The organism is Acinetobacter wanghuae (assembly GCF_009557235.1).
Classification (GTDB): Bacteria; Pseudomonadota; Gammaproteobacteria; order Pseudomonadales; family Moraxellaceae; genus Acinetobacter; species Acinetobacter wanghuae.
This window is the reverse complement of sequence record NZ_CP045650.1, coordinates 37,727-64,584: the sequence shown is the minus strand read 5'-3', so window position 1 is coordinate 64,584 and position 26,858 is coordinate 37,727. Positions and strand designations below refer to the sequence as shown.

General features: G+C 40.7%; 29 protein-coding genes. 20 read left to right on the top strand and 9 right to left on the bottom strand.

Annotated elements, in window-relative coordinates; all coding sequences use genetic code 11:
* The first annotated feature begins 19 nt into the window (after nucleotides 1–19).
* Nucleotides 20–739 carry a phosphoribosylaminoimidazolesuccinocarboxamide synthase gene (gene purC, locus GFH30_RS00300; protein ID WP_153370071.1) on the top strand — a complete coding sequence of 240 codons (720 nt, stop codon included), beginning with the start codon at nucleotides 20–22 and terminating at the stop codon, nucleotides 737–739.
* Between the two features lie 233 nt (nucleotides 740–972).
* Here the strand turns inward: purC and GFH30_RS00295 are convergent, their stop codons facing one another.
* Nucleotides 973–2,247: a replication-associated recombination protein A gene (locus tag GFH30_RS00295; RefSeq protein ID WP_153370069.1), complete on the bottom strand. Its 1,275-nt coding sequence runs from the start codon at nucleotides 2,245–2,247 to the stop codon at nucleotides 973–975.
* A 317-nt stretch (nucleotides 2,248–2,564) separates the two neighbouring features.
* Here GFH30_RS00295 and GFH30_RS00290 point away from each other — a divergent pair, with 317 nt between their 5' ends.
* A complete protein-coding gene (locus GFH30_RS00290) occupies nucleotides 2,565–4,652 on the top strand; it encodes a sensor domain-containing protein (RefSeq protein ID WP_227551524.1) in 2,088 nt (695 codons plus the stop codon).
* A 19-nt stretch (nucleotides 4,653–4,671) separates the two neighbouring features.
* Here the strand turns inward: GFH30_RS00290 and GFH30_RS00285 are convergent, their stop codons facing one another.
* Entirely contained in the window at nucleotides 4,672–5,124 is a 453-nt protein-coding gene (locus GFH30_RS00285) for a YcgN family cysteine cluster protein (protein WP_153370065.1), read from the bottom strand.
* 190 nt (nucleotides 5,125–5,314) lie between these two features.
* On the opposite strand from GFH30_RS00285, the gene GFH30_RS00280 reads away from it, so the two are divergent.
* Nucleotides 5,315–5,473 carry a DUF1328 domain-containing protein gene (locus tag GFH30_RS00280; protein ID WP_005006601.1) on the top strand — a complete coding sequence of 53 codons (159 nt, stop codon included), beginning with the start codon at nucleotides 5,315–5,317 and terminating at the stop codon, nucleotides 5,471–5,473.
* A 70-nt stretch (nucleotides 5,474–5,543) separates the two neighbouring features.
* On the opposite strand, the gene murJ is transcribed toward GFH30_RS00280, so the two are convergent.
* Both murJ and ampD read right to left on the bottom strand, forming a co-directional pair.
* On the bottom strand, nucleotides 5,544–7,094 hold the full coding sequence (gene murJ / locus GFH30_RS00275; RefSeq protein WP_171501067.1) for a murein biosynthesis integral membrane protein MurJ: 1,551 nt from the start codon (nucleotides 7,092–7,094) through the stop codon (nucleotides 5,544–5,546).
* 77 nt (nucleotides 7,095–7,171) lie between these two features.
* A complete protein-coding gene (gene ampD, locus GFH30_RS00270; protein ID WP_153370061.1) occupies nucleotides 7,172–7,744 on the bottom strand; it encodes a 1,6-anhydro-N-acetylmuramyl-L-alanine amidase AmpD in 573 nt (190 codons plus the stop codon).
* A 178-nt stretch (nucleotides 7,745–7,922) separates the two neighbouring features.
* Between ampD and nadC the strand changes: the two genes are divergently transcribed.
* Nucleotides 7,923–8,768 carry a carboxylating nicotinate-nucleotide diphosphorylase gene (gene nadC / locus GFH30_RS00265; RefSeq protein WP_153370059.1) on the top strand — a complete coding sequence of 282 codons (846 nt, stop codon included), beginning with the start codon at nucleotides 7,923–7,925 and terminating at the stop codon, nucleotides 8,766–8,768.
* 112 nt (nucleotides 8,769–8,880) lie between these two features.
* Here the strand turns inward: nadC and GFH30_RS00260 are convergent, their stop codons facing one another.
* Together GFH30_RS00260 and rph are read right to left on the bottom strand one after the other, a co-directional pair.
* Entirely contained in the window at nucleotides 8,881–9,087 is a 207-nt protein-coding gene (locus GFH30_RS00260; protein ID WP_153370057.1) for a hypothetical protein, read from the bottom strand.
* Between the two features lie 143 nt (nucleotides 9,088–9,230).
* On the bottom strand, nucleotides 9,231–9,947 hold the full coding sequence (gene rph, locus GFH30_RS00255) for a ribonuclease PH (RefSeq protein WP_153370055.1): 717 nt from the start codon (nucleotides 9,945–9,947) through the stop codon (nucleotides 9,231–9,233).
* 164 nt (nucleotides 9,948–10,111) lie between these two features.
* On the opposite strand from rph, the gene GFH30_RS00250 reads away from it, so the two are divergent.
* Nucleotides 10,112–10,753 (top strand): hypothetical protein, encoded by a 642-nt coding sequence (locus GFH30_RS00250; protein WP_153370053.1) that lies wholly within the window; start codon nucleotides 10,112–10,114, stop codon nucleotides 10,751–10,753.
* Nucleotides 10,754–10,780: 27 nt separating this feature from the next.
* Here GFH30_RS00250 and GFH30_RS00245 read toward each other — a convergent pair whose 3' ends face one another.
* Entirely contained in the window at nucleotides 10,781–11,398 is a 618-nt protein-coding gene (locus tag GFH30_RS00245) for a thiol:disulfide interchange protein DsbA/DsbL (protein WP_153370051.1), read from the bottom strand.
* Between the two features lie 221 nt (nucleotides 11,399–11,619).
* On the opposite strand from GFH30_RS00245, the gene ubiG reads away from it, so the two are divergent.
* From ubiG to GFH30_RS00180, 14 genes are all read left to right on the top strand, one after another.
* Nucleotides 11,620–12,348, top strand: a complete 729-nt coding sequence (ubiG, locus tag GFH30_RS00240) for a bifunctional 2-polyprenyl-6-hydroxyphenol methylase/3-demethylubiquinol 3-O-methyltransferase UbiG (protein WP_153370049.1) — start codon at nucleotides 11,620–11,622, stop codon at nucleotides 12,346–12,348.
* Nucleotides 12,345–13,028, top strand: coding sequence for an HAD family hydrolase (locus GFH30_RS00235; protein ID WP_153370047.1), 684 nt, complete (start codon nucleotides 12,345–12,347; stop codon nucleotides 13,026–13,028). The genes ubiG and GFH30_RS00235 overlap by 4 nt, the downstream gene beginning before the upstream one ends.
* Nucleotides 13,029–13,074: 46 nt before the next feature.
* Nucleotides 13,075–13,821 carry a YciK family oxidoreductase gene (locus GFH30_RS00230; RefSeq protein WP_153370045.1) on the top strand — a complete coding sequence of 249 codons (747 nt, stop codon included), beginning with the start codon at nucleotides 13,075–13,077 and terminating at the stop codon, nucleotides 13,819–13,821.
* Nucleotides 13,822–13,991: 170 nt separating this feature from the next.
* Nucleotides 13,992–14,411, top strand: a complete 420-nt coding sequence (locus GFH30_RS00225; RefSeq protein WP_153370043.1) for a hypothetical protein — start codon at nucleotides 13,992–13,994, stop codon at nucleotides 14,409–14,411.
* A 175-nt stretch (nucleotides 14,412–14,586) separates the two neighbouring features.
* The gene (locus GFH30_RS13260) at nucleotides 14,587–14,742 is read left to right on the top strand and encodes a hypothetical protein (RefSeq protein WP_171501066.1); all 156 of its coding nucleotides are present in this window, start codon (nucleotides 14,587–14,589) and stop codon (nucleotides 14,740–14,742) included.
* A 250-nt stretch (nucleotides 14,743–14,992) separates the two neighbouring features.
* Nucleotides 14,993–15,379, top strand: a complete 387-nt coding sequence (locus tag GFH30_RS00220) for an RcnB family protein (RefSeq protein WP_153370041.1) — start codon at nucleotides 14,993–14,995, stop codon at nucleotides 15,377–15,379.
* A gap of 192 nt (nucleotides 15,380–15,571) precedes the next feature.
* Nucleotides 15,572–15,949, top strand: coding sequence for an RcnB family protein (locus GFH30_RS00215; RefSeq protein ID WP_153370039.1), 378 nt, complete (start codon nucleotides 15,572–15,574; stop codon nucleotides 15,947–15,949).
* A 149-nt stretch (nucleotides 15,950–16,098) separates the two neighbouring features.
* Nucleotides 16,099–17,445, top strand: a complete 1,347-nt coding sequence (argA, locus tag GFH30_RS00210) for an amino-acid N-acetyltransferase (protein ID WP_153370037.1) — start codon at nucleotides 16,099–16,101, stop codon at nucleotides 17,443–17,445.
* Nucleotides 17,446–17,918: 473 nt separating this feature from the next.
* Entirely contained in the window at nucleotides 17,919–18,875 is a 957-nt protein-coding gene (locus tag GFH30_RS00205; protein ID WP_153370035.1) for a sulfonate ABC transporter substrate-binding protein, read from the top strand.
* A gap of 17 nt (nucleotides 18,876–18,892) precedes the next feature.
* Entirely contained in the window at nucleotides 18,893–19,894 is a 1,002-nt protein-coding gene (locus tag GFH30_RS00200; protein ID WP_153370033.1) for an aliphatic sulfonate ABC transporter substrate-binding protein, read from the top strand.
* A 35-nt stretch (nucleotides 19,895–19,929) separates the two neighbouring features.
* Nucleotides 19,930–21,105: an FMNH2-dependent alkanesulfonate monooxygenase gene (gene ssuD / locus GFH30_RS00195; protein ID WP_153370031.1), complete on the top strand. Its 1,176-nt coding sequence runs from the start codon at nucleotides 19,930–19,932 to the stop codon at nucleotides 21,103–21,105.
* Nucleotides 21,105–21,920 carry an aliphatic sulfonate ABC transporter permease SsuC gene (gene ssuC / locus GFH30_RS00190; protein ID WP_153370029.1) on the top strand — a complete coding sequence of 272 codons (816 nt, stop codon included), beginning with the start codon at nucleotides 21,105–21,107 and terminating at the stop codon, nucleotides 21,918–21,920. The genes ssuD and ssuC overlap by 1 nt, the downstream gene beginning before the upstream one ends.
* 25 nt (nucleotides 21,921–21,945) lie before the next feature.
* Nucleotides 21,946–22,755 (top strand): ABC transporter ATP-binding protein, encoded by an 810-nt coding sequence (locus GFH30_RS00185; protein ID WP_153370027.1) that lies wholly within the window; start codon nucleotides 21,946–21,948, stop codon nucleotides 22,753–22,755.
* Nucleotides 22,756–23,105: 350 nt separating this feature from the next.
* Nucleotides 23,106–23,726 (top strand): TetR family transcriptional regulator C-terminal domain-containing protein, encoded by a 621-nt coding sequence (locus tag GFH30_RS00180; RefSeq protein WP_153370025.1) that lies wholly within the window; start codon nucleotides 23,106–23,108, stop codon nucleotides 23,724–23,726.
* Nucleotides 23,727–23,789: 63 nt separating this feature from the next.
* Here the strand turns inward: GFH30_RS00180 and GFH30_RS00175 are convergent, their stop codons facing one another.
* Entirely contained in the window at nucleotides 23,790–24,356 is a 567-nt protein-coding gene (locus GFH30_RS00175; protein WP_153370023.1) for a 5'-methylthioadenosine/S-adenosylhomocysteine nucleosidase family protein, read from the bottom strand.
* Between the two features lie 113 nt (nucleotides 24,357–24,469).
* Nucleotides 24,470–25,603, bottom strand: a complete 1,134-nt coding sequence (locus GFH30_RS00170; protein WP_153370022.1) for a TDT family transporter — start codon at nucleotides 25,601–25,603, stop codon at nucleotides 24,470–24,472.
* A gap of 207 nt (nucleotides 25,604–25,810) precedes the next feature.
* On the opposite strand from GFH30_RS00170, the gene ribF reads away from it, so the two are divergent.
* Nucleotides 25,811–26,812: a bifunctional riboflavin kinase/FAD synthetase gene (ribF, locus tag GFH30_RS00165; protein ID WP_153370020.1), complete on the top strand. Its 1,002-nt coding sequence runs from the start codon at nucleotides 25,811–25,813 to the stop codon at nucleotides 26,810–26,812.
* Nucleotides 26,813–26,858 lie beyond the last annotated feature (46 nt).

Here is a 26,858-nt window from a genome sequence, read left to right as displayed (position 1 = left end):
TTTTGTAAAAGGTTCCCTCATGTTAAAACAAACCTTGCTCTATACTGGTAAAGCGAAATCTGTCTACACAACAGATAGTTCAGACCACCTGATTTTAGTCTTTCGTGATGATGCGTCTGCATTCAATGGCGAAAAAATCGAACAACTAGATCGTAAAGGTAAGGTGAACAACCGTTTTAACGCCTTCATCATGGAAAAACTAGCTGAGGCTGGCATCGAAACTCATTTTGAGAAGTTATTGACGCCAACTGAAGTGCTTGTGAAAAAACTAAGCATGATTCCAGTTGAATGTGTTGTTCGTAACTATGCAGCAGGTTCATTGTGCCGCCGCTTAGGTGTAGAAGAAGGTAAAGAATTAACACCACCAACATTTGAACTATTCTTCAAAGATGATGGCTTAGGCGATCCAATGGTGAACGAATCTCAAGCCATTGCTTTGGGTTGGGCGACTGCTGAACAACTTGAAAAAATGAAAGAACTGACTTACCAAGTCAACAATGTACTCAAAGCATTGTTTGAAGCGGGTAACATGCTTCTTGTCGATTTCAAACTTGAATTTGGCGTGTTCCATGACCGTATTGTGTTGGGTGATGAATTCTCTCCAGATGGTTGCCGTTTGTGGGACAAAGAAACCAAGAAAAAATTAGATAAAGACCGTTTCCGTCAAGGCCTAGGCGGTGTGGTTGAAGCATATGAAGAAGTTGCTACACGTATCGGCATCGATCTTTCAGACATCTAATTGATTCTGAAGCTTCAAAAAAAACCGAGCATCATTGCTCGGTTTTTTTATTGCTAAACTGCTTAAATCTTCATCGGAAAAAGAGATTCTATTGATCAAAATGAACGTTTTTACAGCAATTGGCTTTTTCCTTAAAATAACCCCATACCCTCTAGGATGGATCTCCCTAAAGACATCCTATTTTCAGCCCGACTGCACAGCACTCGGGCTTTTTTTATGCCTCGCAAAAGCGATTATTGCTGTTGCTGTTCTTGCTGCCAACGACGTTGCTGTAAACGTTCACCTTCAACTTCACGTTTATTACGCGCTGACTCGTATAACTTGGTGCCCTTTAACTCTGGTGGTAAATAGTCTTGCGCAACAAAATGCTCGGGATAATCGTGCGGATATAAATACTCGACACCATAGCCTTGCGCTTTCATCAGCTTGGTTGGTGCATTTCGCAAATGTAAAGGCACAGGTAAATTTGAAGTTTTATCCGCCAATTCCATTGCTTTATTGATGGCTAAATAAGTACTGTTACTTTTGGCACTGGTGGCCAAATACACCGCACATTGACCCAAAATAATACGTGATTCAGGCATGCCTATTGCTTGAACTGAACGGAAGCATTCACCCGCCAGTAATAAGGCATTGGGATTAGAATTACCAATATCTTCGGAAGCGGCAATGAGCATACGACGGGCAATAAAAATAGGATCCTCACCACCTTTGAGCATGCGCGCCATCCAATACAATGCCGCATCTGGATCACTTCCGCGAATCGATTTAATAAATGCCGAGACTAAATCGTAATGCTGTTCACCTGATTTGTCATAACGCGCAATATTTTGCTGCGCAACTTTAACCACAACCGCATTATTAATAATATTTTCTAGATCAGGCTCAAAAGTACTTGCAACTAAATCCAATAAATTTAAAGCTTTACGAGCATCTCCTGCTGAGAATTGGATTAAAGCTTCAAACTCTTCAATCTGAATATAACGCTCTTGCAAGAACTTATCCTGTGCAATGGCGTGCATCAGTAAGGTTTGAATCGCTTCATTGCTTAACGCATTTAAGGTATAGACCTGACAACGGGATAACAACGCACTGTTTACTTCAAAAGACGGGTTTTCAGTGGTTGCACCAATTAAAGTGATTTTGCCTTTCTCGACCGCGTTAAGTAAGGCATCTTGTTGTGACTTATTAAAGCGGTGAATCTCGTCAATAAAGACCACAGGGGTCAGTAAGTCGCCACCTTGTGCAATAATTTCCCGTAACTCTTTGACCCCAGTATTGAGCGCAGATAAACTAATAAAAGGACGATCAATGGCTTCTGCCAATAATAAAGCAATCGTGGTTTTACCAACGCCCGGCGGCCCCCAGAAAATAATTGAAGGCAAATGCCCCTGATCAATCATTTGACGTAAAGGTGCATGCTCGCCTAGTAAATGGTCTTGTCCAATAATTTCTCTGAGATCACGTGGTCTCAAACGTTCAGGTAAAGGAATATGGCTATCTGACATGTTATTTTTGGGCTCAATTCAGGTCTTTCATCATTCTACCATTCACTTTTTTAATTCCACTCGGCAAAATCATGAATTTAAGAAGATAATTTGTGACGAAACACACTATTTTTTTTGATTGTGAATGAATTAATCTTAAGAAAAGAAAAGAAAATAGAACAGATCATTTTATTTAAGATCAATAAGACAATAGAGCATCTTTTTATTTATTTTAATAAGAACCTGTAAATTGATGTAAAGATTTATGCCAGGATGGCAGTATGGGTGAATACATGACGTATGATCAACATAGACACATGACAGCAGAGCACTTAGACATGCCTGTATCATCACAACGCAATGTTTCACACGCTATACCTATTTCAGAGTACCAATTGATTCAGAATCTTATTGATAGTTTGCCGCATGCGATGTGGGTAAACACACAAAACAATGTTGAATATTTCAACCGTGCGATGACTGATTATCTCGGGGTCAACCTGAATGAAAATGACAGTCGTAGTTGGCAAAGCTTTATTCATCCTGATGATTTGCAACTGTTTTTAATGCAATGGCACGATGCGCTTGAACTCTATCAAAATGTCGAAATTCAGTGTCGCATTAAGCAACCCAACGATGATTATCGGATGTGTTTACTGTCTATGAAGTTTCACAATGAAGCGGATGCGATTTTGCAATGGGCGGTCTCTTTAACCGACGTGCATGACTATTTTGAAATTCAACAACAGCTTTCCCATGTCGTGTCTACACAAAAAAATATGCTCGATGCCAGTGTCGATTGCATCAAAATTGTGACACCTACAGGGGAACTGAGCCATATGAATCGCTCAGGTTGTGAAGCCTTAGGCGTCGATTCAGAAACTGGTTTTGGCATGCCTTGGTTGAAGTTACTTCCGCCTGAAGTTCGAAAATCAGGACAACGTGCCTTAAAACGCGCAGCTCAAGGGTTAAATGCACGGTTTGGCGGTAAAAGTAAACTCGATAATCAGCCGATCCAATATTGGGATAACTTGCTGACCCCAATCCTAGATGAGAATAACGTCACTCAAAATATTCTTTGTGTATCACGTAATGTCAGCCAACAAAAACTCGCAGAAACCCGTTTAAAAATTGTTACTGAACAGGATGAACTCACGGGTCTGTATAATCGTCGTACCTTTTATAAACTGTTCAAACGCGCGTTATTCAAAGCCAAACAACAACAGACTGAAGTCGGATTACTGCTGATTGATTTAGATTATTTTAAGCATATTAATGACACCATGGGGCATATTGCTGGTGATCATTTATTGCATGTTTTAGGTGAACGTTTTCAACAGGTGTTTGGCAAAAATACCATTGTTGCCCGTCTAGGTGGCGATGAATTCGTGATTCTAGTGAAGAATCTAGAAAATGAAGCACAGTTGTTTGAAGTCGCACGACGTGCCTGTGAACAAATGGATACCCCGATTAACTACACGGGTAAAACCATCAATGGCGGTATGAGTATTGGCTGTGCTATCTATCCGCGCGACGGACTGAGTAGCTCAAATTTACTAAAATGTGCCGATATTGCCCTAAATGATTTGAAAAATAGCGGTCGTGGTGGCATTCGCATGTTCAATCAGGACATGTTTAAAACCCTTGATGATATGACCAAGCAACTGACCTTAGCGCGTAAAATCATTAAAGCGGGGCAAATTTTGCCGTACTATCAACCGAAAGTGCGCCTATCTGACGGTGCAGTGATTGGTTTTGAAGCCTTACTACGTTGGCAAGATCATCATTATCAAATTCAACTGCCTTCACATATTTTCTGTGCCTTTCAAGACTACGAACTTGCTTCACGTATTAGTGAAACCATGCAGCTTAAAGTCTTTGAAGATATGACCCGTTGGCAGGCTCAAGGCTTAGACATTATGCCGATTTCCATTAATGCGGCACCAGTTGAATTTTTACGTGATGATTATGCGGAAAAGCTGTTAGAACGCTTGGCTCGTTTTGATATTCCTGCCAATAAAGTCGAACTTGAGATTACTGAACAAAGCTTGTCTGAACGCGGTGCTAATTATGTCGTACGCGCACTGAATTTACTCAAAGATGCAGGGATTCATATTTCACTCGATGACTTTGGCACAGGTCATTCGTCATTAACGCGTCTGCAAGAATATCCTGTCGATTGTATTAAAATTGATCGTAATTTCGTAGAGCGTCTGAATACAGACCCATCTGCCTTAGCCATTGTGAAAGCGATCACGCAGATTGGTTCTAGTATTTCACTCGATGTTTTAGTCGAAGGTATTGAAAATACGGACCAACTCAAAACATTAATCAATTGTGATTGTAAGATCGGTCAAGGCTTCTATTTCTATCGCCCGATGGCCAGTCATTCAGCACAACAATTGTTAAATACCTTGCCGTGCTAAACGTGAAGCATCTTCAAAATTAACGTATCCAACGGACGATATAATCTTCAATATTGTCCTGATTAATTTCGGTTTCACTGATACAACGCCCTGCCGCAGATTTTTTGGCTTTTTGTACTGTATCGCGTGTGCCTGTATTTAAATAATGCCATCTAGGTAGACTTTTCCCTTCATTGAGCCTTTTATAGGCACAACTTGGCGGTAGCCAATGCAATTCATCTAATTTACTCTGACTCAACTGAATACAGTCAGGCACAAAGTTTAATCGGTTTGGATAATCCGAACATCGTGCAGTCGAACAATCTAATAACTTGCATGCCACCTTGGTATAGGCAACTTCTCGGGTCTCTTCATCTTCTAATTTAATTAAACAGCATAGACCACAACCATCACATAAGGCTTCCCATTCATTTTGGGTTAACTCATCCAATGCATAATGTTTCCAAAATTCGTGGCGCAAGGTGTCAGTCATATCAACAGTAAATTAGCGAGAATATGCCATTATAGCAGCCTTCAATTGCCTGCTTCATTGTGCTTTTTTATATAACTTTGCGATAAGTTATTGTTAACTAATAGACAGAAGATCAACAAAAGAATAACAGCTTAATATTCAAGTCATTTATATACTGAGCACTGAAAATAAAAACACATGGAGATTAAAAATGTTTCGTTGGGCTATTATCTTTGCAGTTATCGCACTCATTGCCAGTTTGTTAGGTTTTGGTGGCGTTGCAGGCTTATCAAAAGACTTCGCCGTTATTTTACTGGTGATTGCAGTTATTCTTGCGATTGTTGGTTTCTTATCACGCGGTAAAGTTTAGTCATTCTCCATGATGAGAATCTAAATTTAAAAAATAAGCGCCTTAAAGGCGCTTATTTTTTATGTGGATGTTAAGGTTTTAAATGACGCGGTCTTAAGCCCGCAATAACCAAAGCAACTAAATATGCAGCGACGCCGACAACACAGAGTCCTGCCACTTCAGCAATACGAATCCACTGCGATACCTCACCGTTATACCATTGTAAACCTGCATATAGCGCGGCAATCATGACCGCATTGGCAAAGGCAAATTGAAGTGCAAGCTTCTTCCAGTGCGCACCAAAACGGAAAATATTACGTTTATGCAAATAGAAATACAGCATCCCCGCATTGACCAAAGCCGAACCTGAAGAGGCTAAAGCCAGTGCCATATGTTCAGCTTCCCAATCAATCAGCTTAAAGAAACCAATAAAGATGACGTTTAAAATCGCATTCGCTGCGACCGCCATTAAACCAACACGAACCGGTGTTTTGGTGTCTTGCTGCGCATAAAAGCCTGGTGCAAACACTTTAATTAACATAAAGGAAATAACACCCGCACTCATACATTGCAGTGCCAAAGCCGTCATTTGCGTATCTTCTAAATCAAATTGACCGCGTTGGAACAAGGCTTGAATAATAGGAGTCGAAAGCATAAACAATGCAATACTTGCCGGTATACCCACCATCATAATAATTTTAGCAGCCCAGTCGATCATACCGCGGAACTTAGACTGATCTTGTTCGGCATGCCGCGCAGACAATGATGGTAAAATGACGGTACCAATTGCGACACCAATTAAGCCTAATGGTAATTCCGTCATGCGTTCAGCACTATATAACCATGACACTGAACCATCTTGCATGAACGACGCCCAAATGGTGTTGAGCAATAAATTAATTTGTGTCACCGATACACCAAACAGTGCAGGCAACATCAATTTCATAATTCGATCCACACCTTCATGTTTAAAATCGACTTTTGGTGGAATCAGTAGTTTCTTGCGCCACAATTCAGGAATCTGAATCACCAGTTGTAATAGACCGGCTATGACCACTGCCCAGCCGAGCGCCATAATTGGCTCAGCCATATACGGTGTCAGCCACCAAGCACCTGCAATCATGGCAATATTTAAAAGAACAGGTGCAAAAGCAGGCGTACTAAATGAACCGTAACTGTTCAAAATACTACTCGCAAATGCCGTAAGCGACATAAACAATAAGTATGGAATGGTCAGACGAAATAGATCGGTCGCTAAAGCAAATTTCTCAGGATCATTATGAAAACCCGGTGCATAGATATACAAAATTGCAGGGGCTGCTACCATCGCAATCACGGTCAGCGTGGTCATAAACGTCGCTAAGCAACCAAAGACTCGACTAATCAGAATCTGAACTTCGGCATGGGTTCGCGTAGTTTTATATTCGGTTAAAACTGGAATAAAAGCCTGAGAAAATGCCCCTTCGGCAAATAAGCGCCGAAAGAAATTGGGAATACGAAAAGCAACGACGAACGTATCGAAATCTTTCCCTGCACCAAACACATTCAGTAATACCACATCGCGGACCAATCCCAGTACCCGTGACAACATGGTCATCGCACTGACTATGACGGTCGAACGCCAAAGCGCCATCCTATTCACCTAATGATTAATTTGAGCCTATTGTAATGAAACTGCGAGCTAAAGTTGATTGCTTTATTACATCTCAGATTCGATGTTTATGTATTTTTATAATGCTGTAGTGCTGTACGGAATTCAGTCCAATTAAAAAATGGACCCGGATCGGTTTTACGTCCCGGTGCAATATCGGAATGCCCTGCAATATGTTGCTGAATTTTATCGTAATGATGCTGTAGACAAGCCGTGACTTGAACCAAAGCTTCGTATTGGGTAGCTTCAAAAGCTAAATCATCGCTGCCTTCAAGCTCAATCCCGATTGAATAATCATTACATTCTTTTTTACCCAAATAACTTGAGCGCCCCGCATGCCATGCTCTGTCATTAAAATTGACAAATTGCAGCACTTTACCTGAACGTAAAATCAGTAAATGTGCAGAAACTTGCATTCCTTCAATGGTTTGAAAATAAGGATGTGCTGACCAATCCAGCTGATTTTGGAAAAACTGTTCGATATAACCACCCCCAAATTGAGACGGTGGCAAACTAATATTGTGGATGACAATCAGCTGGATCTCAGTATGTTCAGGTCGCTGATTAAAGTTCGGAGATGGAATTTGCTTTGCCCCAATCAGTACCCCATCCTTAACCTGAAAAGCTTTTCGCTGTTGCATACATTCATCCTAGTTTTAAAAAATAACCGCAGATTTCAACTGCAGCAGCCCCATGCTAAAACTTTCAAGCCTGAATCTCAATTCAACTGAGCAAGCTGTATGAAAAATCGCTCATTTTTCTGTAACAATGCTAATATAGCGCGCAATTTATACGGCTAAAAAAGATACGGAAATACTCATGAGCATATCTCAAGCTTTGCTAGAACAGTCGATTCAAATCAATATTCAACACGCCCTCGCTGAAGATATTGGCGATGGTGATATCACTGCACTTTTGACGCCTGAAACCGAACAAGCCACTGCCACTATTATTAGCCGTGATGATATGGTGCTTGCCGGTCAACCTTGGGTCAACGCGCTTATTCAGGCTTATGATGCTTCTGTTGAAATCACGTGGCTGAAAAAGGAAGGCGATCGTGTTGCTGCCAATGAGGCTTTTTTAAAACTAGCAGGATCGGCACGTAGTCTACTTACTGTTGAACGCCCAGCACTGAATTTTATTCAAACATTATCGGCTGTTGCGACCAAGACGGCGCTTTACGTCAAAGAACTCGAGGGACTCAATACCAAATTATTGGATACGCGTAAGACGATTCCTGGACTGCGTATTGCACAAAAATATGCGGTGGCTGTTGGCGGTGGTCAAAACCATCGTTTAGGTCTATTTGACGCTTTTTTGATTAAAGAAAATCATATTATGGCAGCAGGTGGGATTCAACAAGCCATTGAAAAAGCGCATTCAATTGCGCCCGGAAAATTGGTCGAAGTTGAAGTTGAAACATGGGATGAACTGAATCAAGCTTTAGCTGCAAAAGCCGATATTGTCATGCTCGATAATTTTAGTCAGCAACAAATGATTGATGCAGTGGAACATGTCGCAGGACGTTGCAAACTTGAAGCATCAGGTAATATCACCATTGAAAATTTGCGTGAAGTGGCAAGTTCTGGCGTTGATTATATTTCGATGGGTGTACTGACTAAAGACGTGAAAGCTGTCGATTTGTCGATGCGATTTAATGCTTAAACTGCCGTGAATCACATGACCTTAGAGGGTGCGAAGCACCCTTTTTTATTTTTTTCGATTTTTTTAGCGCATTTTTTTGCACTATTTTTCGTTAAAAACCTAAAATTCAGCCTTAATCGTCGTCATCGCGGTCGTTTTTGTCTTGACGGTCGTCACGGTCATCATCATTTCGATCATTCTTTTGCTCATCGCGTTCATCATCATCTCGATCTTGCGACAACACCGAACGATCACGTGCTTCATCATCCTGATTCGAGCGATCACATGCGCTTAAACCTAGAACTGCAATCATTGCCAAGCCAATGCCATAATATTTCATGCTCAACTCCTTTTCGTTTTTTATGCTCCTTACTATTTGTGAAAAAAGCGCTACGCAGTAGTCGCATATTGTGTGGGTTTTGTGAGCAGATGTTGGGCATAAAAAAACGCATCCGAAGATGCGTTTTTGAAGACGATGAGTGATTACCAACCTAAAGCTTCTTGTTGCTTCTTAATCAACTCTTGAATACCTTTTTCAGCCATTTCAAGCATTGCATTAGATTGAGCACGGGTAAATGGTTTTTCTTCCGCAGTACCTTGAATTTCAATGAACTCACCTGCTTGTGTCATCACCACATTTAAGTCAGTTTGGCAGTTTGAATCTTCTTCATAACAAAGGTCTAACAACACTTCATCTTTAAAAATACCGACAGACACGGCTGCAACGAGACCTTTTAGTGGATCTTGTTTAATTTTTTTCTTCTCAAGCAAAACATTCATCGCATCAATCAATGCCACTGCTGCACCCGTAATAGATGCAGTACGTGTACCGCCATCCGCTTGAATCACATCACAATCGATTGTAATCGTGTTTTCACCCAATTTTTTCAAATCGACCATGGCACGTAAGCTACGGCCAATTAAACGTTGGATTTCTTGAGTACGACCACTTTGTTTACCACGTGCAGCTTCACGATCGCTACGCGTATGTGTTGAACGTGGCAACATGCCGTATTCCGCAGTGATCCAACCTTGACCCTGACCTTTTAAGAAACGTGGTACTGAATGATCAATACTTGCAGTACACAAAACTTTGGTATGACCAAATTCAACCAATACAGAACCTTCTGCATAACGTGTGTAGTTACGGGTGATTTTAACGTCACGCAATTGATCTAAAGTTCGTTGGTCGATACGCATAATGTGTCCTAAATAATGGCTAAATTTAACTGAGCATAGTATATCAGATGCCATGTTTAAACAGGCGTGGAGTCGTTGTGCTTTTGCAAAAGGATACATTCATGAAAATACAGTTTTAGCTTGGCATTTTTGTTAGACTATATGGCATAAAAAATGGGGGAAATATGTCTGTCCGTGATGAGAAAAAACAACAGACACATCAGGCATTTATTAATGCTGCATTGAAGCTTTGCTATGAAAAAGGCAGCTTTTCGTGCGTGAGCTTACGAGAACTAAGTCAAACTGTTGACCGAGTACCTACTGCGTTTTATCGACATTTTGACGATATGCAGCAACTGGGTTTAGAACTGGTTGATCAAGCATCCCACGATGTCCGTCACGTCATACATCATCTTGGTAAAATGATGATTCAACAGCCCGCAGCCAACATCCAACAGCGCGCAGATTTTTTCTTTACATCTGTGATTGCTTCTAAAGAGACATGGCATTTTTTTATTTCAGGTCGCTCAAATGGACCGTTTGAAATCAGACATGCATTACAGCGTGAATATGATTTTTTATTACAAGATATCGTATCTCGTTTAGCCGATCTACCCGATTTTTACGCATTAAAAGACCCTAAAAAAATTGAACTGGCTGCTGAGTTATTTCTACAATTGTTGCTGAGTTTTGCAACTGAATGCTTAAATATTCAACTGCTCTATTCAGAAGAAATACAACAGCAAAAACAAAAAGCACTAGAGGACTTCTCTTTAGCTAAAATTCAATTTTTATATGAAAGTATGAATATAAAAAAACCCGCTTAACACGGGCTTTTTTAAAGTGACATGACTTTATTTGGCTTTACGTTCTTTTTCGATCAAATAATTCATCACTTGAATCACTTTTTGATCTTCACCTTGAACAATATATTTACCATTTACCACAACTGCTGGCACACCACTTAACTGATAGGTTTGTGCTAAACGTTTTGCTTGCGCCACTTTTGAGGTCACAGGGAATGATTTAAAAGTTGAGTTGAATTTCGCTTCAGATACACCGTAGCGCGTATAGAACTTCGCAAATGCTGCTTGTTCTAAAATATTCTTTTGACGCTTATGAATTTCTTCAAACAATTGAATATGCGCTTTTTGACGCACACCTAATAGCTCAGATGCATAATAAGCACGCGCACCTTGTTCCCAAAGCGGATTCATCGCTGCAGGTGTACGTACAAAACGGACATCTTTAGGAATTTTCTTCAACCAAGTTTGCATATGCGGTTCTAATGTAAAGCAATGCGGACAGCCATACCAAAAAAATTCACGAACTTCGATTTTACCTGGTTTTTCAACTTTGACTGGGTGTGGAACGACTTGATAGTCTTGACCTGCCACAAAGTTGGCAGCCATTGAACTGCCAGAAAAAGCAAAAAGAGCAGCTGCAACGCCACTGAAAAGGAATTTTTTCATTGAACTTATAGTCCTCAACATCATTATGATTAGCTTATGCCGATACTATAAATCAAATATGCCGATTTCGTTTTCATTCTGTGAAGTTTTTTACTGCTTTTATCGCTTTTTCTGACAGAATCGCTACACTAAACAATGCTGCTGATTCACTTGATTTAATCGGTGATCAGCCAAAGCTCGACCCTATTTTAAATGATAAAAACCTGATTGAGGTGACACCGATGTCGCAACTGAATGTTGATCCACAAGAAATTGCTAAATTTGAAGCATTTGCTGCTATCTGGTGGGATCAGCATTCTGAGTTCCGCCCACTACATATGATTAATCCACTGCGCCTGAATTGGATTGATGAACATGCAGGCGGCATACAAGGCAAAAAAGTCCTTGATGTTGGCTGCGGTGGCGGCATTTTGGCAGAAAGTATGGCGCGTCGTGGCGCGAATGTGCTTGGCATTGACATGGGCTTAGCGCCTTTAAATGTTGCGCGTATTCATGCGGAGCAAGAAGGCGTTCACAATATTGAATATCGTCAAATTACAGTCGAACAGCTCGCAGAAGAACAAACCGGTCAATATGACGTCGTAACCTGTATGGAAATGTTAGAGCATGTTCCAGATCCGGCTTCTATTATTCAAGCTTGTTATAAATTGGTAAAACCAAATGGCCATGTGTTCTTCTCGACCATTAACCGTAATCCAAAAGCCTATTTATTTGCGATTGTCGGTGCAGAATATGTGCTACGCATGTTAGCCAAAGGCACCCATGATTACAGCAAATTTATTAAGCCGTCTGAACTTGCACATGATATTCGTGAGACAGGTCTTAAACTGAAAGATATGACAGGGTTACACTACAATCCACTCACCAAACGTTATTGGTTAGCACCGAATGTAGATGTGAACTATATGGTCTATACACAAAAAGAAAGCCAAAACGAGACTGCTGAATGAAAGCAGTTCTCTTTGACCTTGATGGCACCTTAATTGATACCGCAGCAGACTTTATTCGTATCATTCAACACATGTGCCGTGAAGAAGGTCGTGAAGTCGTTGCAGCTGATCTTATTCGTACCCAAGTATCGGAAGGTGCACGTGCGATGGTGAAATTGGTTTATCCCGAACTTGACGTAGATGATCCGATTTTCCTTGCGCATCGTCAGCGTTTCTTAGACAGTTATGGGGCAGATATTGCCGTCGATACTGATTTATTTTCTGGCATGTACTCACTACTTGAAGCTTTAGAAGCACAGGAAATTCCATGGGGTATTGTCACCAATAAACCACGTTGGTTGAGTGAAGCATTATTGCAAGCACTGAATTTAACTGCACGTTGTGCCGTTTTAGTCTGCCCTGAAGATGTCACAAAAACCAAGCCCGATCCTGAGCCGATGTATTTGGCAGCCAAACAGATCCATCTTGCGGCTGAGGATTGTATTTATGTGGGTGACCATCCACGTGATATTGATGCAGGTCGTGCCGCAGGTATGTATACCATTTTGGCTGCTTACGGATACTTACCACTCCAGTACAAAGATGACTTAACAGCGTGGCAAGCAGATTGTATAGTCAACACAGTACCCGAATTACAACAACAGCTTGAAGCTTTGCTTTTTGCGAAAGCATCGGTTTAAAGCTGATTTAAATTTTTATTAACAATAATAATTGAGGAGGTAGATTGTGAAATATTCAGAATATCAACCTCGCCCCGATCTACTCAAAGATCGCATCATCCTAATTACAGGTGCGGGCGATGGTATTGGTCGTGCAGCTGCCATCAGCTATGCCCTGCATGGTGCAACAGTGGTGCTGCATGGGCGTACCTTGAACAAACTTGAAGTCATTTATGATGAAATTGAGAGTTTAGGTGCACCGCAACCTGCCATTTTACCTTTACAGCTTTCAAGCGCCTCTGAGCGCGATTATGAATTATTGGTCGATACCCTCGATCGTCAATTCGGACGTTTAGATGGCATTTTGCATAATGCGGGTATTTTGGGTGATCGTACACAACTCGCGCATTATTCGCCTGAAGTTTGGGACGATGTGATGGCGGTTAATTTACGTGCGCCTTTTGTGCTGACGCAAGAATTACTGCCTTTGCTACAAAAATCTGAAAATGCCTCAGTAGTATTTGCCAGTTCTGGTGTAGGACGTGAAGCACGGGAAAATTGGGGCGCGTATTCGGTTTCAAAAATTGCGATCGAAGCAGTGAGCACCCTATTTGCTAAAGAAAACATGCATCCAAATATTCGCTTTAACTGTATTAATCCCGGTGCAACACGTACTGGTATGCGCGCTAAAGCCTATCCAAATGAAGATCCATTAACATTACCGACACCTGAATCGATTATGCCGGCATATTTGTATTTGATGGGTGAAGATAGCAATCATTTAAATGGTCAAAGCATTGATGCCCAAGATTAAAATCTTTTGCTAAATGAATAAAAGCCAGTTCAAGTGAACTGGCTTTTATTTGCAACCTTGCATTACAGCTTAAGTTTCTGCGCAAATATTCAGCAAACATCAAAACCCAAGATTGAGTTTAATCAAAATATATCCATACTAAGCCCTATATTTTTTGATTCGAGTAAATCATGGCTGATTTAAATAACATCACTGTCACCATCCTAGACGATGGCATGGTATCGCTACTGATTGACCAACAACCGATTTCTGAAAAATTCGGGATGAAATTTGAAACGAGTATCGTGGATGACATCAAGGCACTCGAAAATGGTCAAAAACTGAAACTCTTCGATCAATTTATTTTTTCTCATACCGATCTTAATTTTGAGCATTCTTATTACTACGTGACTGGCGTAGAAAAATTAGATGACGGCTATCGCTTAGCTAAAAATTTTGCTTATCGAATTAAAATTGATGGTCAGCCAGAAATTGAACATATTGTTTCAAATCAGGGCAAAGCCATGACCACAGATGACATTCGCAGTTTTATTCAAGCCCATATTCAAAAATCACTGACTGATTATACAGATTTTAATTACGCCTATTGAGCTACTCATTTTCATAAAAAAGCATATCTTTCATGGGTGTGCTTTTTTTGCGCTCATTTTTAAAACCCTGATCATCGGTTTTTCATATTTAAATCATAAATATATTCGGTTTTATAAATTATATTATTTTCTCTATAGTCAGGGCATTCAAGAAATACGCGCTAAGGAACACGCCATGACTGATCAAATTCGTAAAACAGAGACCATTCGTCGCATTCAACGTTTACAACTCTCTGATAGCCTCATTAAAGGTTTAGATGATGCTATTCAAGCTGAATCTATTGTCACAGCGATCCAATCTTTACAATGTTTATCTGAACATTGGAATTAAGCCACGTAGAATCGAATTCAGTGGCTAAGTCGTTGTATTCGGCTTTTAACACGTTATTTACAGCATATTGAGTTTTAGCCGCTGATCAGATTTTAAAGTCGCTCTAGCGTTTAAAAATGCTCTAAAATCATGTCATAATCTTCATGATTGCTGATTTATTAAAAAAACTCTTGATTGATCTTCACAGTTTCTCTGCATTTATTACGTACATTAGTATTCTAGAAAATGAACAATTGAATGAGGGTTCAGAATGAAAAAAGCTTTAATGATGTTAGTCATGTCGCTAAGTGCATTGACACTGACCAATGTTGCGACAGCTGCCCCTCATTTTGAGCATGATTCACGTGCTGATCATCATGATAATGGCAAAAAGTCGCGCGAATTTCGCGATTACAACAGTGATCAGAACGCGGATAAACGTCGTATGCGTGAAGAGCGCGGTGTTAAACGCTTACAACAAATTAAATGGCAGCCTGGCTATGTGATGCCGCAGCATTATCGCAGCAGTGGATACAAAGTGGGTTTTAAAGAACACAATTTGCCACGACCTGATCGCAAGCAGCAATGGTACAAAGTGAACAACGATTTTATTTTAGTCGACTCTGATAGCAACAGTATTGTTCGTATTGCCAATTAACCCTGTGTGACCTGATCAAAAGACCCCAATGTGGGTCTTTTTTTGTAGATAATACTGCGCCCTCTTAACTCATCTTCTCTGTAATTTCTCCATACATTTAACACATCTACTTCAGACTGCTCACGCTTTCTCACCACTCATTGGCTAATGTATTCCTATCGAATAGATCATTTATATGCTGAGGTGAAGGCTATGAAAACTACACTTAAAACGTTGTTCGCTACTGTGGCTTTATCGATGAGTGCATTCATTGCAAGTTCTGCAATGGCAGCACCTCAACATGATCCACGTTTCAATAACCAACATCCGCCAAAAGCGCATTGGGATCATAAAAACAATCAAAAATGGAATGATGCACAGCGCTATAAACAACGTAGTGTAAATCCAAGTCGTGATTGGCGAGTAGGTCAAACTTTACCGCGTCAATATGATTCACGAAGCTTCAAAGTCAGCGACCGTGATGCACGTCGTTTGCCAAATGCTGGCCGTTATCAGCAATGGTATAAAGTAAATGGTGACTATGTCCTTGTGAATGAACGTAATAACAAGATCATTCGCATTATGAATTAATGATGTCAGTCACATCATCGCTATTTAAAAGTTCTCCACTTACACCTGAACCAAAGTTTCAGGTGTTTTTTTATGTCTGCACTTCCACTTGTCATTTTTTGCATTAGAATCAAACTTAAGAAAAATTTTCTCTTTAAATAGGTCAACGCATGAATTCAGCTGATATGACACAAAGCACACCATTACAATATGTGCATTGGTTTCGGCATTCTGCACCCTATATCAATGCGCATCGTAATAAAACCTTTGTCATTATGTTCGATGGCGAAGCTGTGCAACATGAAAATTTTCAGCACATTATTCATGATATCGCCCTGTTACATTCACTTGGCATTCGTTTGATTTTAGTCCATGGCGCACGTCCACAAATTAACGCACAACTATCACAAAGCAAAATTGAAACACCGTTCCATGAAGACATTCGGGTCACAACACGCGAATCATTAAATAGCGTCATGAGTGCAGTCGGTGCAATTCGTTTGCAAATCGAAGCACAACTGTCGATGGGACTTGCCAACTCACCGATGTATGGTGCACGTATTGATGTGGTCTCAGGTAATTTTATTACCGCAAAACCCTACGGTATTCGTGATGGTGTGGATTTTCAGCTCACAGGTGAAGTTCGTAGTGTCGATACTGACGCCATTCAACGCCATTTAGATAATCATAATATTGTGCTCCTCGGTCCAAGCGGCTATTCGACCACAGGTGAAGTCTTTAATTTGCTGACGGAGGAAGTCGCAACAAAAACCGCCATTTCCATTCAAGCAGATAAATTAATTTTCTTGGGAGAACAACCCGGATTATTTAATCAGCATCAAGACATGCTACGTGAAATTAGCTCACAACAACTCGATCAATATATTGAGCAGTATCAGCAACAACAGCCGCAATGGGTGATGCTACTACGTGCAGCACAAATAGCGTCGATGAAAGGCATTAATCGGGTGCATTTATTGTCTTATGCACATGATGGTGCATTGGTTGAGGAACTATTTACCCGTGATGGTTGCGGTACGATGATTACCGATGCGCATTATGAAGAAGTGCGTATGGCCAATATTCAAGACGTCCGCGGTTTAATCAGTTTACTGCGCCCGCTAGAACAACAAGGCATTTTGGTCTATCGCTCACGTGAACGTCTCGAAAGTGAAATTGAACAATTCGCTGTAATTGAACGTGACGGTATGATTTTGGCATGTGCGGCACTCTACCCGATTCCAGCCACAGGTGATGAGTTAAGATCTGCAGAAATCGCCTGTGTTGCAGTGCATCCAAGCTATCGAAAATCGAATCGTGGTAGCCAAATTTTGCATTATCTGGAAGAAAAAGCACGTAGCTTGGGCATTCAACAATTGTTTATTTTAACCACGCGCACTGCGCATTGGTTCTTAGAACATGGTTTTGAGCAGGCAAGCGTAGATGATCTACCAAGTGCGCGTCAGGAACTCTATAACTATCAGCGTAATTCCTTAGTCTGTAAGAAAAGGATTTAGTCTAAAACAATCAAAATACATCAGCCTATATTGAATAATATGGGCTTTTTTTTGCGGCTTTTTTCATCTTAAAACAAGCGTACTCATTAGCTAAAAGAACATTACTTTGTAATTTAATGTTGAATTAGATGCTGATCATCACCTGATTTTTTTAATTTGCATTATCTTCATTTTGAATATATTTATCTGAGAAAAAGATTGTTCTAAGCACTTTTCTATTTCTTTTCCAAAGCTAAACTTATCACTTATCTATATTTAGTTAAATTATTAATAATTTCATTAATTTGCAATCAATTCGCATGCATAAAAATTCATTCGCTTAATCACTTTTTCGCATATCTTTTGCGCTTTTTTATTTATCTTTTTTTCTCATTAGAAATTCCTGAATTGTTATTTTTTTTGGAAAGCATAATCCATTAGCGTGTGTCTAACTTATTTATAGATCCCATTGGGTTGTTTAGGAGCTTTGTTTCATGCGCCAATCTCATATTAAATTATTAGCAAAAACAGCTGTACTTAGCGCTGCGATTGCTGGCGTCATGATGCTTTCAGCTTGCTCAAAACAAGAACAAGACCTTACTTTAAATATTGGCTTCCAAAAATACGGCGTACTGCCGATTTTAAAAGAACGTGGCAACTTAGAAACAGCGTTAAAAGCACAAAATGTGAATGTGAAATGGGTGGAGTTTCCTGCAGGACCACAACTACTTGAAGGCTTAAATGTCGGTAGCGTTTCCTTCGGTGAAGCAGGTGAAGCACCGCCTATTTTTGCACAAGCGGCCAATGCCAATTTAGTTTATGTCGCAAACCAGCCACAAGCACCAAAAGCTGAAGCTTTAATTGTGCAGAAAGACTCAAATATCCAATCGGTAAAAGACTTAAAAGGCAAACGCGTGGTGTTGAACAAAGGTTCAAACGTACATTACTTGCTTCTTAAAGTACTCGAAGCCAATAACTTAAAACTTAGCGATATTGAAGTAGTTTACTTACCCCCATCGGATGCACGTGCGGCATTTGAACGTGGCGCAGTCGATGCGTGGGTCATTTGGGATCCGTTCTTTGCCGCAGCAGAACACCAAATTGGCGCACGTGTCATTGCGACAGGTGAAAACTTAGTCAATAACCACCAATTCTATTTAGCCGATCGTAAATTTGCAGAAGCACATCCAGAGGTGATTTCAGCAGTCGTAAATGAATTGAACTTAACAACTGAGTGGGTCTCACAGAATCAAGCTGAAGCGGCAAAATTATTAGAAAAACCAACAGGACTTGCCCTAGATGTACTGGAAACATCCATTTCGCGTATGGGCTTTGGTGTCAAACCACTTTCAAGTGATGTGGTGCAAAAACAACAACAAGTGGCTGACGCATTCTACGGTCAACAACTAATTCCACAAAAACTCAATATTGAAGCCGCCATTATTAAATAAAAAATGAGGATTTTCCCATGGCAACATTAAAAATACTTTCAGTGCTCAGTCTGACCGCCCTTGGTTTAGGATTGAGCGCATGTCAGCAAAAGCAAGAGAATAAGCTTGATGCCGCTGCTGCTGAAAGCAGCGTAGCGAAAGACGTAAAAAAAGTTGCCATTGGATTTCAAAAATCCTCACTCAATTTATTGGTCGCACGTGATGAAAAATTAATTGAACAACAATTTCCACATGCAAAAATCGAGTGGATTGAATTTCCTGCGGGTCCCCAAATGTTAGAAGCTTTGGCAGTGGGCGCAGTGGACTATGGTTCTGTAGGCAATACACCGCCTATTTTTGCACAAGCTGCCAAGAAAGATTTGAACTATGTCGCATATGAAGTAACACCTGCTCACAGTCTTGCTTTGGTGGTTCATGACAACAGCGCCATTACCCAATTGACACAGCTCAAAGGCAAGCGGATTGCACTGCAAAAAGGCTCCAATGCACATGAGTTGTTATCAAAAGTATTGCAACGTGCAGGCTTAACATGGACCGATATTCAACCGATTTGGCTACCGCCTGCTGATGCGCGTGCAGCTTTCGATAAGAAATCAGTCGATGCGTGGGTAATTTGGGATCCGTTCCTTGCGGCAGTAGAAATACAAGATCAAGCACGTGTACTCACGAAAACAGGTGACTTTGATCAAACCTACTCGTTCTATGTCGCCAGTCCAAAATTTATCAATACACATCCACAAGCCACAGCTCAGTTTTTAAATGCCTTAAATAATGCCGACCAATGGATTTTAAAAAACCAAAAAGTCGCTTTAGAAATTTATCAAAAAAATACGGGCTTGGATAAAGCTGTTGCAGAACGTGCATTTGAGCGTCGTAACAAACCTTCGCCTATTCACGCCTTAGGCACTGAACAGATTCAAGCACAACAAAATATTGCAGACAGTTTCCAAACATTGGGACTGATTCCTAACAAATTGAACATCCAGCCAATTGTCTGGTCTATTCCATCATCAAATTGATACCGAGCACTATCTTTTAAATAAAGGAACATCACATGAAAATTTTCTGGTTTATTCCAACACATGGTGACAGTCGCTACCTTGGCACAAGTAAAGGTGCACGTGTAGTCGATCATGCGTATATGAAGCAGATTGCTGTTGCGGTAGATAACCTAGGCTATGAGGGTGTACTGATTCCAACAGGACGTTCATGTGAAGATCCATGGTTAACTGCAGCAAGCTTGATTGATGCAACGAAAAAATTAAAATTCCTTGTGGCACTTCGTCCAGGTGTAACCACGCCTGCACTGACTGCGCGTATGGCAGCAACTTTTGACCGTTTGTCTGGTGGCCGTGTGTTACTGAACCTTGTGACAGGTGGCGATGAAGAAGAATTAAAAGGCGATGGCGTTTATGAAGACCATTCAACACGTTATAAAACAGCCAATGAATACACCAAAATTTGGCGTGAGATTTTAACTCGTTCACATACAGGTGAAAGCTTTACTTTCCATGGTGAACGTCTCAGCGTCGACAATGCGAAATTATTGTATCCACCTATTCAAAAACCTTATCCACCACTTTGGTTCGGTGGTTCATCGGATGATGCTATTGAGTTGGCTACAGAACAAGTCGATACCTATTTAACTTGGGGTGAGCCACCTGCAGCAGTGAAAGAGAAAATTGACGTGGTTCGTCAAAAAGCAGCAGCAAAAGGTCGTGAACTCAATTACGGTATCCGTTTACATGTGATTGTGCGTGAGACTAACGAACAAGCATGGGCTGCAGCTGAAGAACTGATTCAATATGTGGATGATGCAACTATTGCAGCAGCACAGAAGAAATTCAAACAAATGGATTCTGTTGGTCAGCGTCGTATGGCAGAGCTGCACAATGGTGATCGTACTAAACTTGAAGTGTCGCCTAACCTTTGGGCAGGTGTCGGCTTAGTTCGTGGTGGTGCAGGTACTGCGCTGGTGGGCGACCCTGAAACTGTTGCAGCACGTATTCAAGAGTATGCCGACCTTGGTATTAGTACATTTATTTTCTCGGGTTACCCACACCTTGAAGAATCAATTCGTTTTGCAGAATTGGTCTTCCCTCTTCTTCCGCTTGAAACACAACAAAAATTAGCACAGCCAAACCTCACAGGTCCTTTTGGTGAAATCGTAGCAAATAACTACACACCTGAAGAAAATAAGAAGGCTGAAAATATTCAGGAGCTGGCTTAATGTCAAAGGTCGTTTCAATTGAAACCATCAAAGAAAAACAGGTTTCACGTGGAACACAACTCGGGCAGCGTTTGCTGCCTTGGTTAGTTCCGGTTGTGCTCATTTTACTTTGGCAAATTGCGTCGAGTACCGGTTTATTAGAAAGCCGTATTTTGCCCGCCCCGAGTGCTGTTGCAATTGCGTTTTGGGATTTATTGGTGTCAGGCGTACTGTGGACACATGTCAAAGTCAGTGCAGGACGTGCTATCAGTGGCTTATTGGTCGGTGGTGGTTTAGGTCTACTTTTGGGCTTACTCAATGGTTCATCAAAACTGGCATCTACCCTGCTTGATACCACCCTACAAATGATTCGTAATATTCCGGCTTTAGCCTTAATTCCATTGGTAATTTTATGGTTCGGGATTGATGAATCAGCCAAATTATTCTTGGTTGCTATTGGGGTATTTTTCCCGATTTATATCAATACCTATCATGGGATTCGCTCGGTTGACCCACAACTCATTGAAATGGGTAAAAGCTATGGTTTGACCCGTTGGCAGCTGTATAGAGAAATTATTTTACCAGGTGCAATGCCCTCTATTTTGGTTGGCTTACGCTTTTCGCTTGGTCTCGTTTGGGTGCTTCTCATTGTGGCAGAAACCATTTCGGCACAATCAGGTATTGGTTATATGACCATGAATGCACGTGAGTTCTTGCAAACCGATGTGGTCTTGGTTGGTATTTTACTGTACGCATTACTGGGTAAATTAGCAGATGTATTTGCCGTAATGCTTGAACGTTTCCTTCTACGCTGGCATGCCGGTTACCAAAAATAATTGAAAATACATTAAGGAGCATGTGATGACAGATTTAAGTTTAAGCCGTCACGCCAATGAAGAAAAAACGGTAGGTAAAAGCCCTTCAACCGCAGATATCAATCCACATGCAGTGATTGGTGCAGAAATTATTATTGAGCAATTGCATAAATTTTATGGCTCAGTCAAAATCCTTGAAGATTTAGACCTGCATATTCAGCCGGGTGAATTTCTTGCCATTGTGGGTCGTAGTGGTTGTGGTAAAAGCACCTTACTCCGATTAATTGCTGATCTTGAACAGCAAAGTTACGGTGAAATTCGCTTTAAGTCTGCGCGTCATATTCGCGAAGGCATTAGCGCAGATGATATTCGAGTCATGTTCCAAGATCCACGTTTACTCCCTTGGCGTAGCATTGAGCAAAACGTGCAATTGGGTCTGCAAAAAGAACAACACGGCAACGCATCTGAGCTGCTTAAAAAAGTCGGCTTAGCAGAAAAAGCTGCGCTTTGGCCATCGCAGTTATCAGGCGGTCAACGTCAACGCACTGCACTTGCCCGTGCTTTGTCACATAAGCCACGTATTCTATTATTGGATGAGCCTTTAGGCGCACTCGATGCTTTGACCCGCTTAGATATGCAGGCATTAATTGAAAAATTATGGACTGAACAAGGCTTTACTGCCATTTTGGTGACGCATGATGTCAGTGAAGCGGTACAACTTGCCGATCGTATTATTTTGCTTGATAAAGGGCATATTGCAAAAGAATTTAGCGTGAATTTGCCACGTCCTCGTCAGAAAAATGTCCAATTCGCTGAACTTGAACAACAAGTGCTAAATGCTGTATTAGCGACCTAAACTTCAGCTATTCAAAAAATTCTATAAGCTTAAGCAGTGTATTTTTATCAATCAAAATCACTGCTTTTCTTTTCATTTAAGTCATTCGTGCATATTACGTATAACCCCTAAAATGTGATGAATTTCTCATTTTTTAGTTTAATGTATTGAATATCAAAATTTTTTAAATAATCTTAGATTTTTCATCAACTTGATTTTTTATAGAATAATTGTCGAATTTATCGTAATTTAATAGCCAATCTACAGAATAAATCACGATTATTCAGAAAATTGCACTTAGACTTTATGCACAAATCTGATGATTTGCCGTACAATTGATGATTCCCTTTTTCCTTGCTTTTAAATTGCCGATGGAACAAAAAAAGAGTACCCAAAAACGCAACCAGCTGCTGAGTGCTGCGCTCGATGTCTTTTCTCTCTATGGTTTTAGTGGGGCAAGTCTCGATGAAATTGCACAAATTGCAGAAATGCATAAGTCGAATATTTTCTATTACTATGAAAATAAAGAAGCACTTTATGTCGAAGTTTTAACAACGGTTCTACAAAAATGGCTTGCGCCTTTGCAAACCCTTGAAGCTGAACTTGAGCCTGAAGAAGCCATTACCAATTACTTACTGCAAAAAATTGAGGTATCACGCACTCAACCAAAAGCATCACGTTTATTTGCTTTGGAAGTAATTCAAGGTGCACCGCATATTCTTGAGATCTTAAAAGGTCCACTCAAGAAATTGGTGAAGCGCAAAGCTAAAGTGATTAGTAATTGGCAAGAACAAGGTAAAATTTCGCAAGATATTGACCCTGAATTGCTCATTTTAAACATTTGGGCACTTACCCAAAACTATGCCGATTTTTCGACACAGATGGAAATGGTGACAGGTAAAACTTTACGTAATCGCAGCATGCAACAACGTATTATTCAACATACGGTACATATGATGCTTTACGGTGTGATTCCACGTCCTGAAAAGTAATTTTGAGCGAATACTTGGCATACGACCATAGCATTTATGGTCGCCGAATCACTGTTGTTTATTCTAGATTTTGACCGTTTGATATAACGATAATAACTTCCTTGCACCCAATAATAAGTTTTCTTCCCAATCTAAATGTGCCGTGTCGTTCGCACCATCGGTAATATATTTGACCGAGACAAATCGAACACCGAGTTTTTTACACACTTTAGCGATTGCGTAGCCTTCCATATCGACTAAGTTACACGGTACTTTAGGCAGACCCGTTTCAAAACTGTCTCCAGTACCGCATATACCTTTCGGTAAATATTCAAAGAAACTTTCAAGCTGAATTCCAGCAGGATACTCATCATCCATGGGTGTCACACCCACCTCAAATCCAAGCGGTGATACATCCATATCACGTTGTACGAACTCACTTACTTCAACCAATGAATGCGCATCAAAATACGAACTGCCCGCCGAGCCTAAATTGATTAAAGTTTTACAGCCGGTTTTTTGAATAATTTCAAAAGCTTTAAATGCTGCATTGACTTTACCAATGCCACTGTAATGGACTTCAATCCCTTCAGCTTCAAATAAGCCTTTCGATTCATTGGGCAATGCCATAATTAAAGCAAAATCAGACATTCATATTCTCGTTAGCTCGATATTAACGACATATTAAAAATTAAGCTGAATCAAACTGCAAATAGAAAAAAGCTGAGAATCATCTCAGCTTGACGCATTTCTTTATTGAGCCTTTATGCTTTTTGTTCTAAGTAACGCTTTAAGCAAGGTGAAAAGAACAATGTACCGCAATAAAAACCGTGCACTGTTTTTGCCATGACCATGAACCAAAGCCCAATGAGTAAAATTGCTAAGGCATAGCCTATCTGGGTAATTCCATTGACACCTGTTTGCGCAGCAACATTGAGTACGGCAAGCGTAAATACACCCAGCGGAAAAGTCAGTCCCCACCAACCCAAATTAAACGGCAAGCCTGTTTTTAGATGCTGAATAGTGGTCAAAATCGCAATACCTAACCACCACACACCAAAGCCCAATAAAATTAAACTGCCAAACATACCTGCATATTGAAAGAACTCACCCACCTGTTTCAGCTCAACCACAGCAAGGACTTGAGGCGCTTGCTGACCTAAAAGCAGCAATGCCAAAGCACCTGTTCCAATTGGACCGAGGGCAAGCCAACTGCTGATGGCCATATCCTTTGCAGGCAATTGATGCATCGCTAAACGCAGCATCAGAATGGTTAAAATGGCAAAGGCAGGTAAAACTGAAATGCCCCACAACACATAGCTACCCAGTAAAATCATAACCGCATGTTGGCTCACTTCTAAATGTTGTAGCAATAAGCCACCACTACTTGCTGCAACCTCACACGCCACAATGGGGAGTAACCATACTGCAGTCATGCTGTGTAATTGATGTTGTTGGCGGCTATACATTAAAAATGGCACAGCCCACGCAATGAGCACTGCCAAAATCACATCGATATACCATAAGCTTTCAGCAATCTGAACCGCGACATCACCATAAAGAGTTACACCAAATTTAAGAAAACCATTTAAAATGGTTGCAAGCCCCATCGGAATTGCACCCAAAAATAAACTCATGGTTGGGTGACTCAACACCTGTGCGGCTTCGGTTGGATATTTAATCCAACGTAATGCGTATAACACAGTAAAAAAGATAAAAAGCAGTATGTTAAAATGCCAAAGTCCATTACCCAGCTGCCAAAAAAACGCTGATGCGATGGGTAATTCTGCAATAATCAGTGCCACAACCCCAGTTCCCATAGTGACGGTAAACCAATTTGGGGTAAATTGACGGATTATGTCACCACGCTGTTTCAGTTGCTGAAAAGGCTTTTTCATCGCAGTTGCTCATCAAAGACTATAAGCACATCATACAAAGCTATTTATATAAATAAAATTGATTAATATTTATCATTTATATCATTTTAATTGATATAAATATCCTGAGTTCATTAATTTTATTGTCTAAAAACACAACAACAAGACGAAACGCTAAGATTATGGCAATATATAGCCTCTCGATCTTTCTAAGCACTTGATTCGCCCATGAAGCTGCTCCGCCTGAATGCTTTAAACACCCATTCGCTGTCAGAAAAAACTGCCGTGACGATTGGCAATTTTGACGGTGTACATTTGGGTCATCAGGCCATGATTAAACAGCTGAAAGCTGTGGCAGATGAACAAAAATTAAAAACTGTGGTCATGATTTTCGAGCCGCAACCACTTGAATACTTTAAAGCTTATGATGCCCCGCCTCGTATTTCATCGTTACGTGAAAAAGTCGAATACTTAACGGAACTCGGTGTGGACTATATTGCAGTCGCAAAGTTCGATCATACGTTCCGTAGCCTCACTGCAGAAGCATTTGCCGACATTTTAAAAGACAAACTCAATGCAGAACATCTGGTCTTAGGCGATGATTTTCACTTTGGTAAAAACCGTCAGGGCAATAGTGAATTTTTACGTGAATTTGGTTTTGACGTGACGAATTTATCGACGATTCGTTTAGATGGTGAGCGTGTCAGTTCAACCCGTATTCGTCAAACCTTGCAAGCAGGCGATTTAGCACTTGCAGCACAATTATTGGGTCGTCCTTATAGTATTACTGGTCGAGTACAATACGGCGATCAAATTGGTCGAACCATTAATTTCCCGACCATTAATGTGCGTTTAAACCGACATAAACCCTGCTTGCATGGCATTTATGCAGTGGACGTTGTCTGCGAGACTGAATCGTTAAGCGCGAAAGTTCAAGCCAATGATTCGACTCAACATGGCATTATGGGTTACGCCCCGACTGCGCTATTTGGTGCAGGTCATGTCGGAACGCGTCCTGCCATCAAACAAGAGCATCCAGAATGGCGATTAGAAGTACATTTCCCCGATGTTTCTGCTAATCTGTATGGCCTGTTAATGCGGGTGACGTTCTTAAACTATTTACATGGCGAAAAGAATTATCCTTCGCTTGAAGCTTTGAAAGCTGGAATTGATGATGACGTCGACAAGCTCCTTGAGTTTCGTCGGAATACCCCAACATTTCCCTTTTAATATCTCATATTTTTATTGTAAAACGTGTCAGCGAAAAGACTGATTA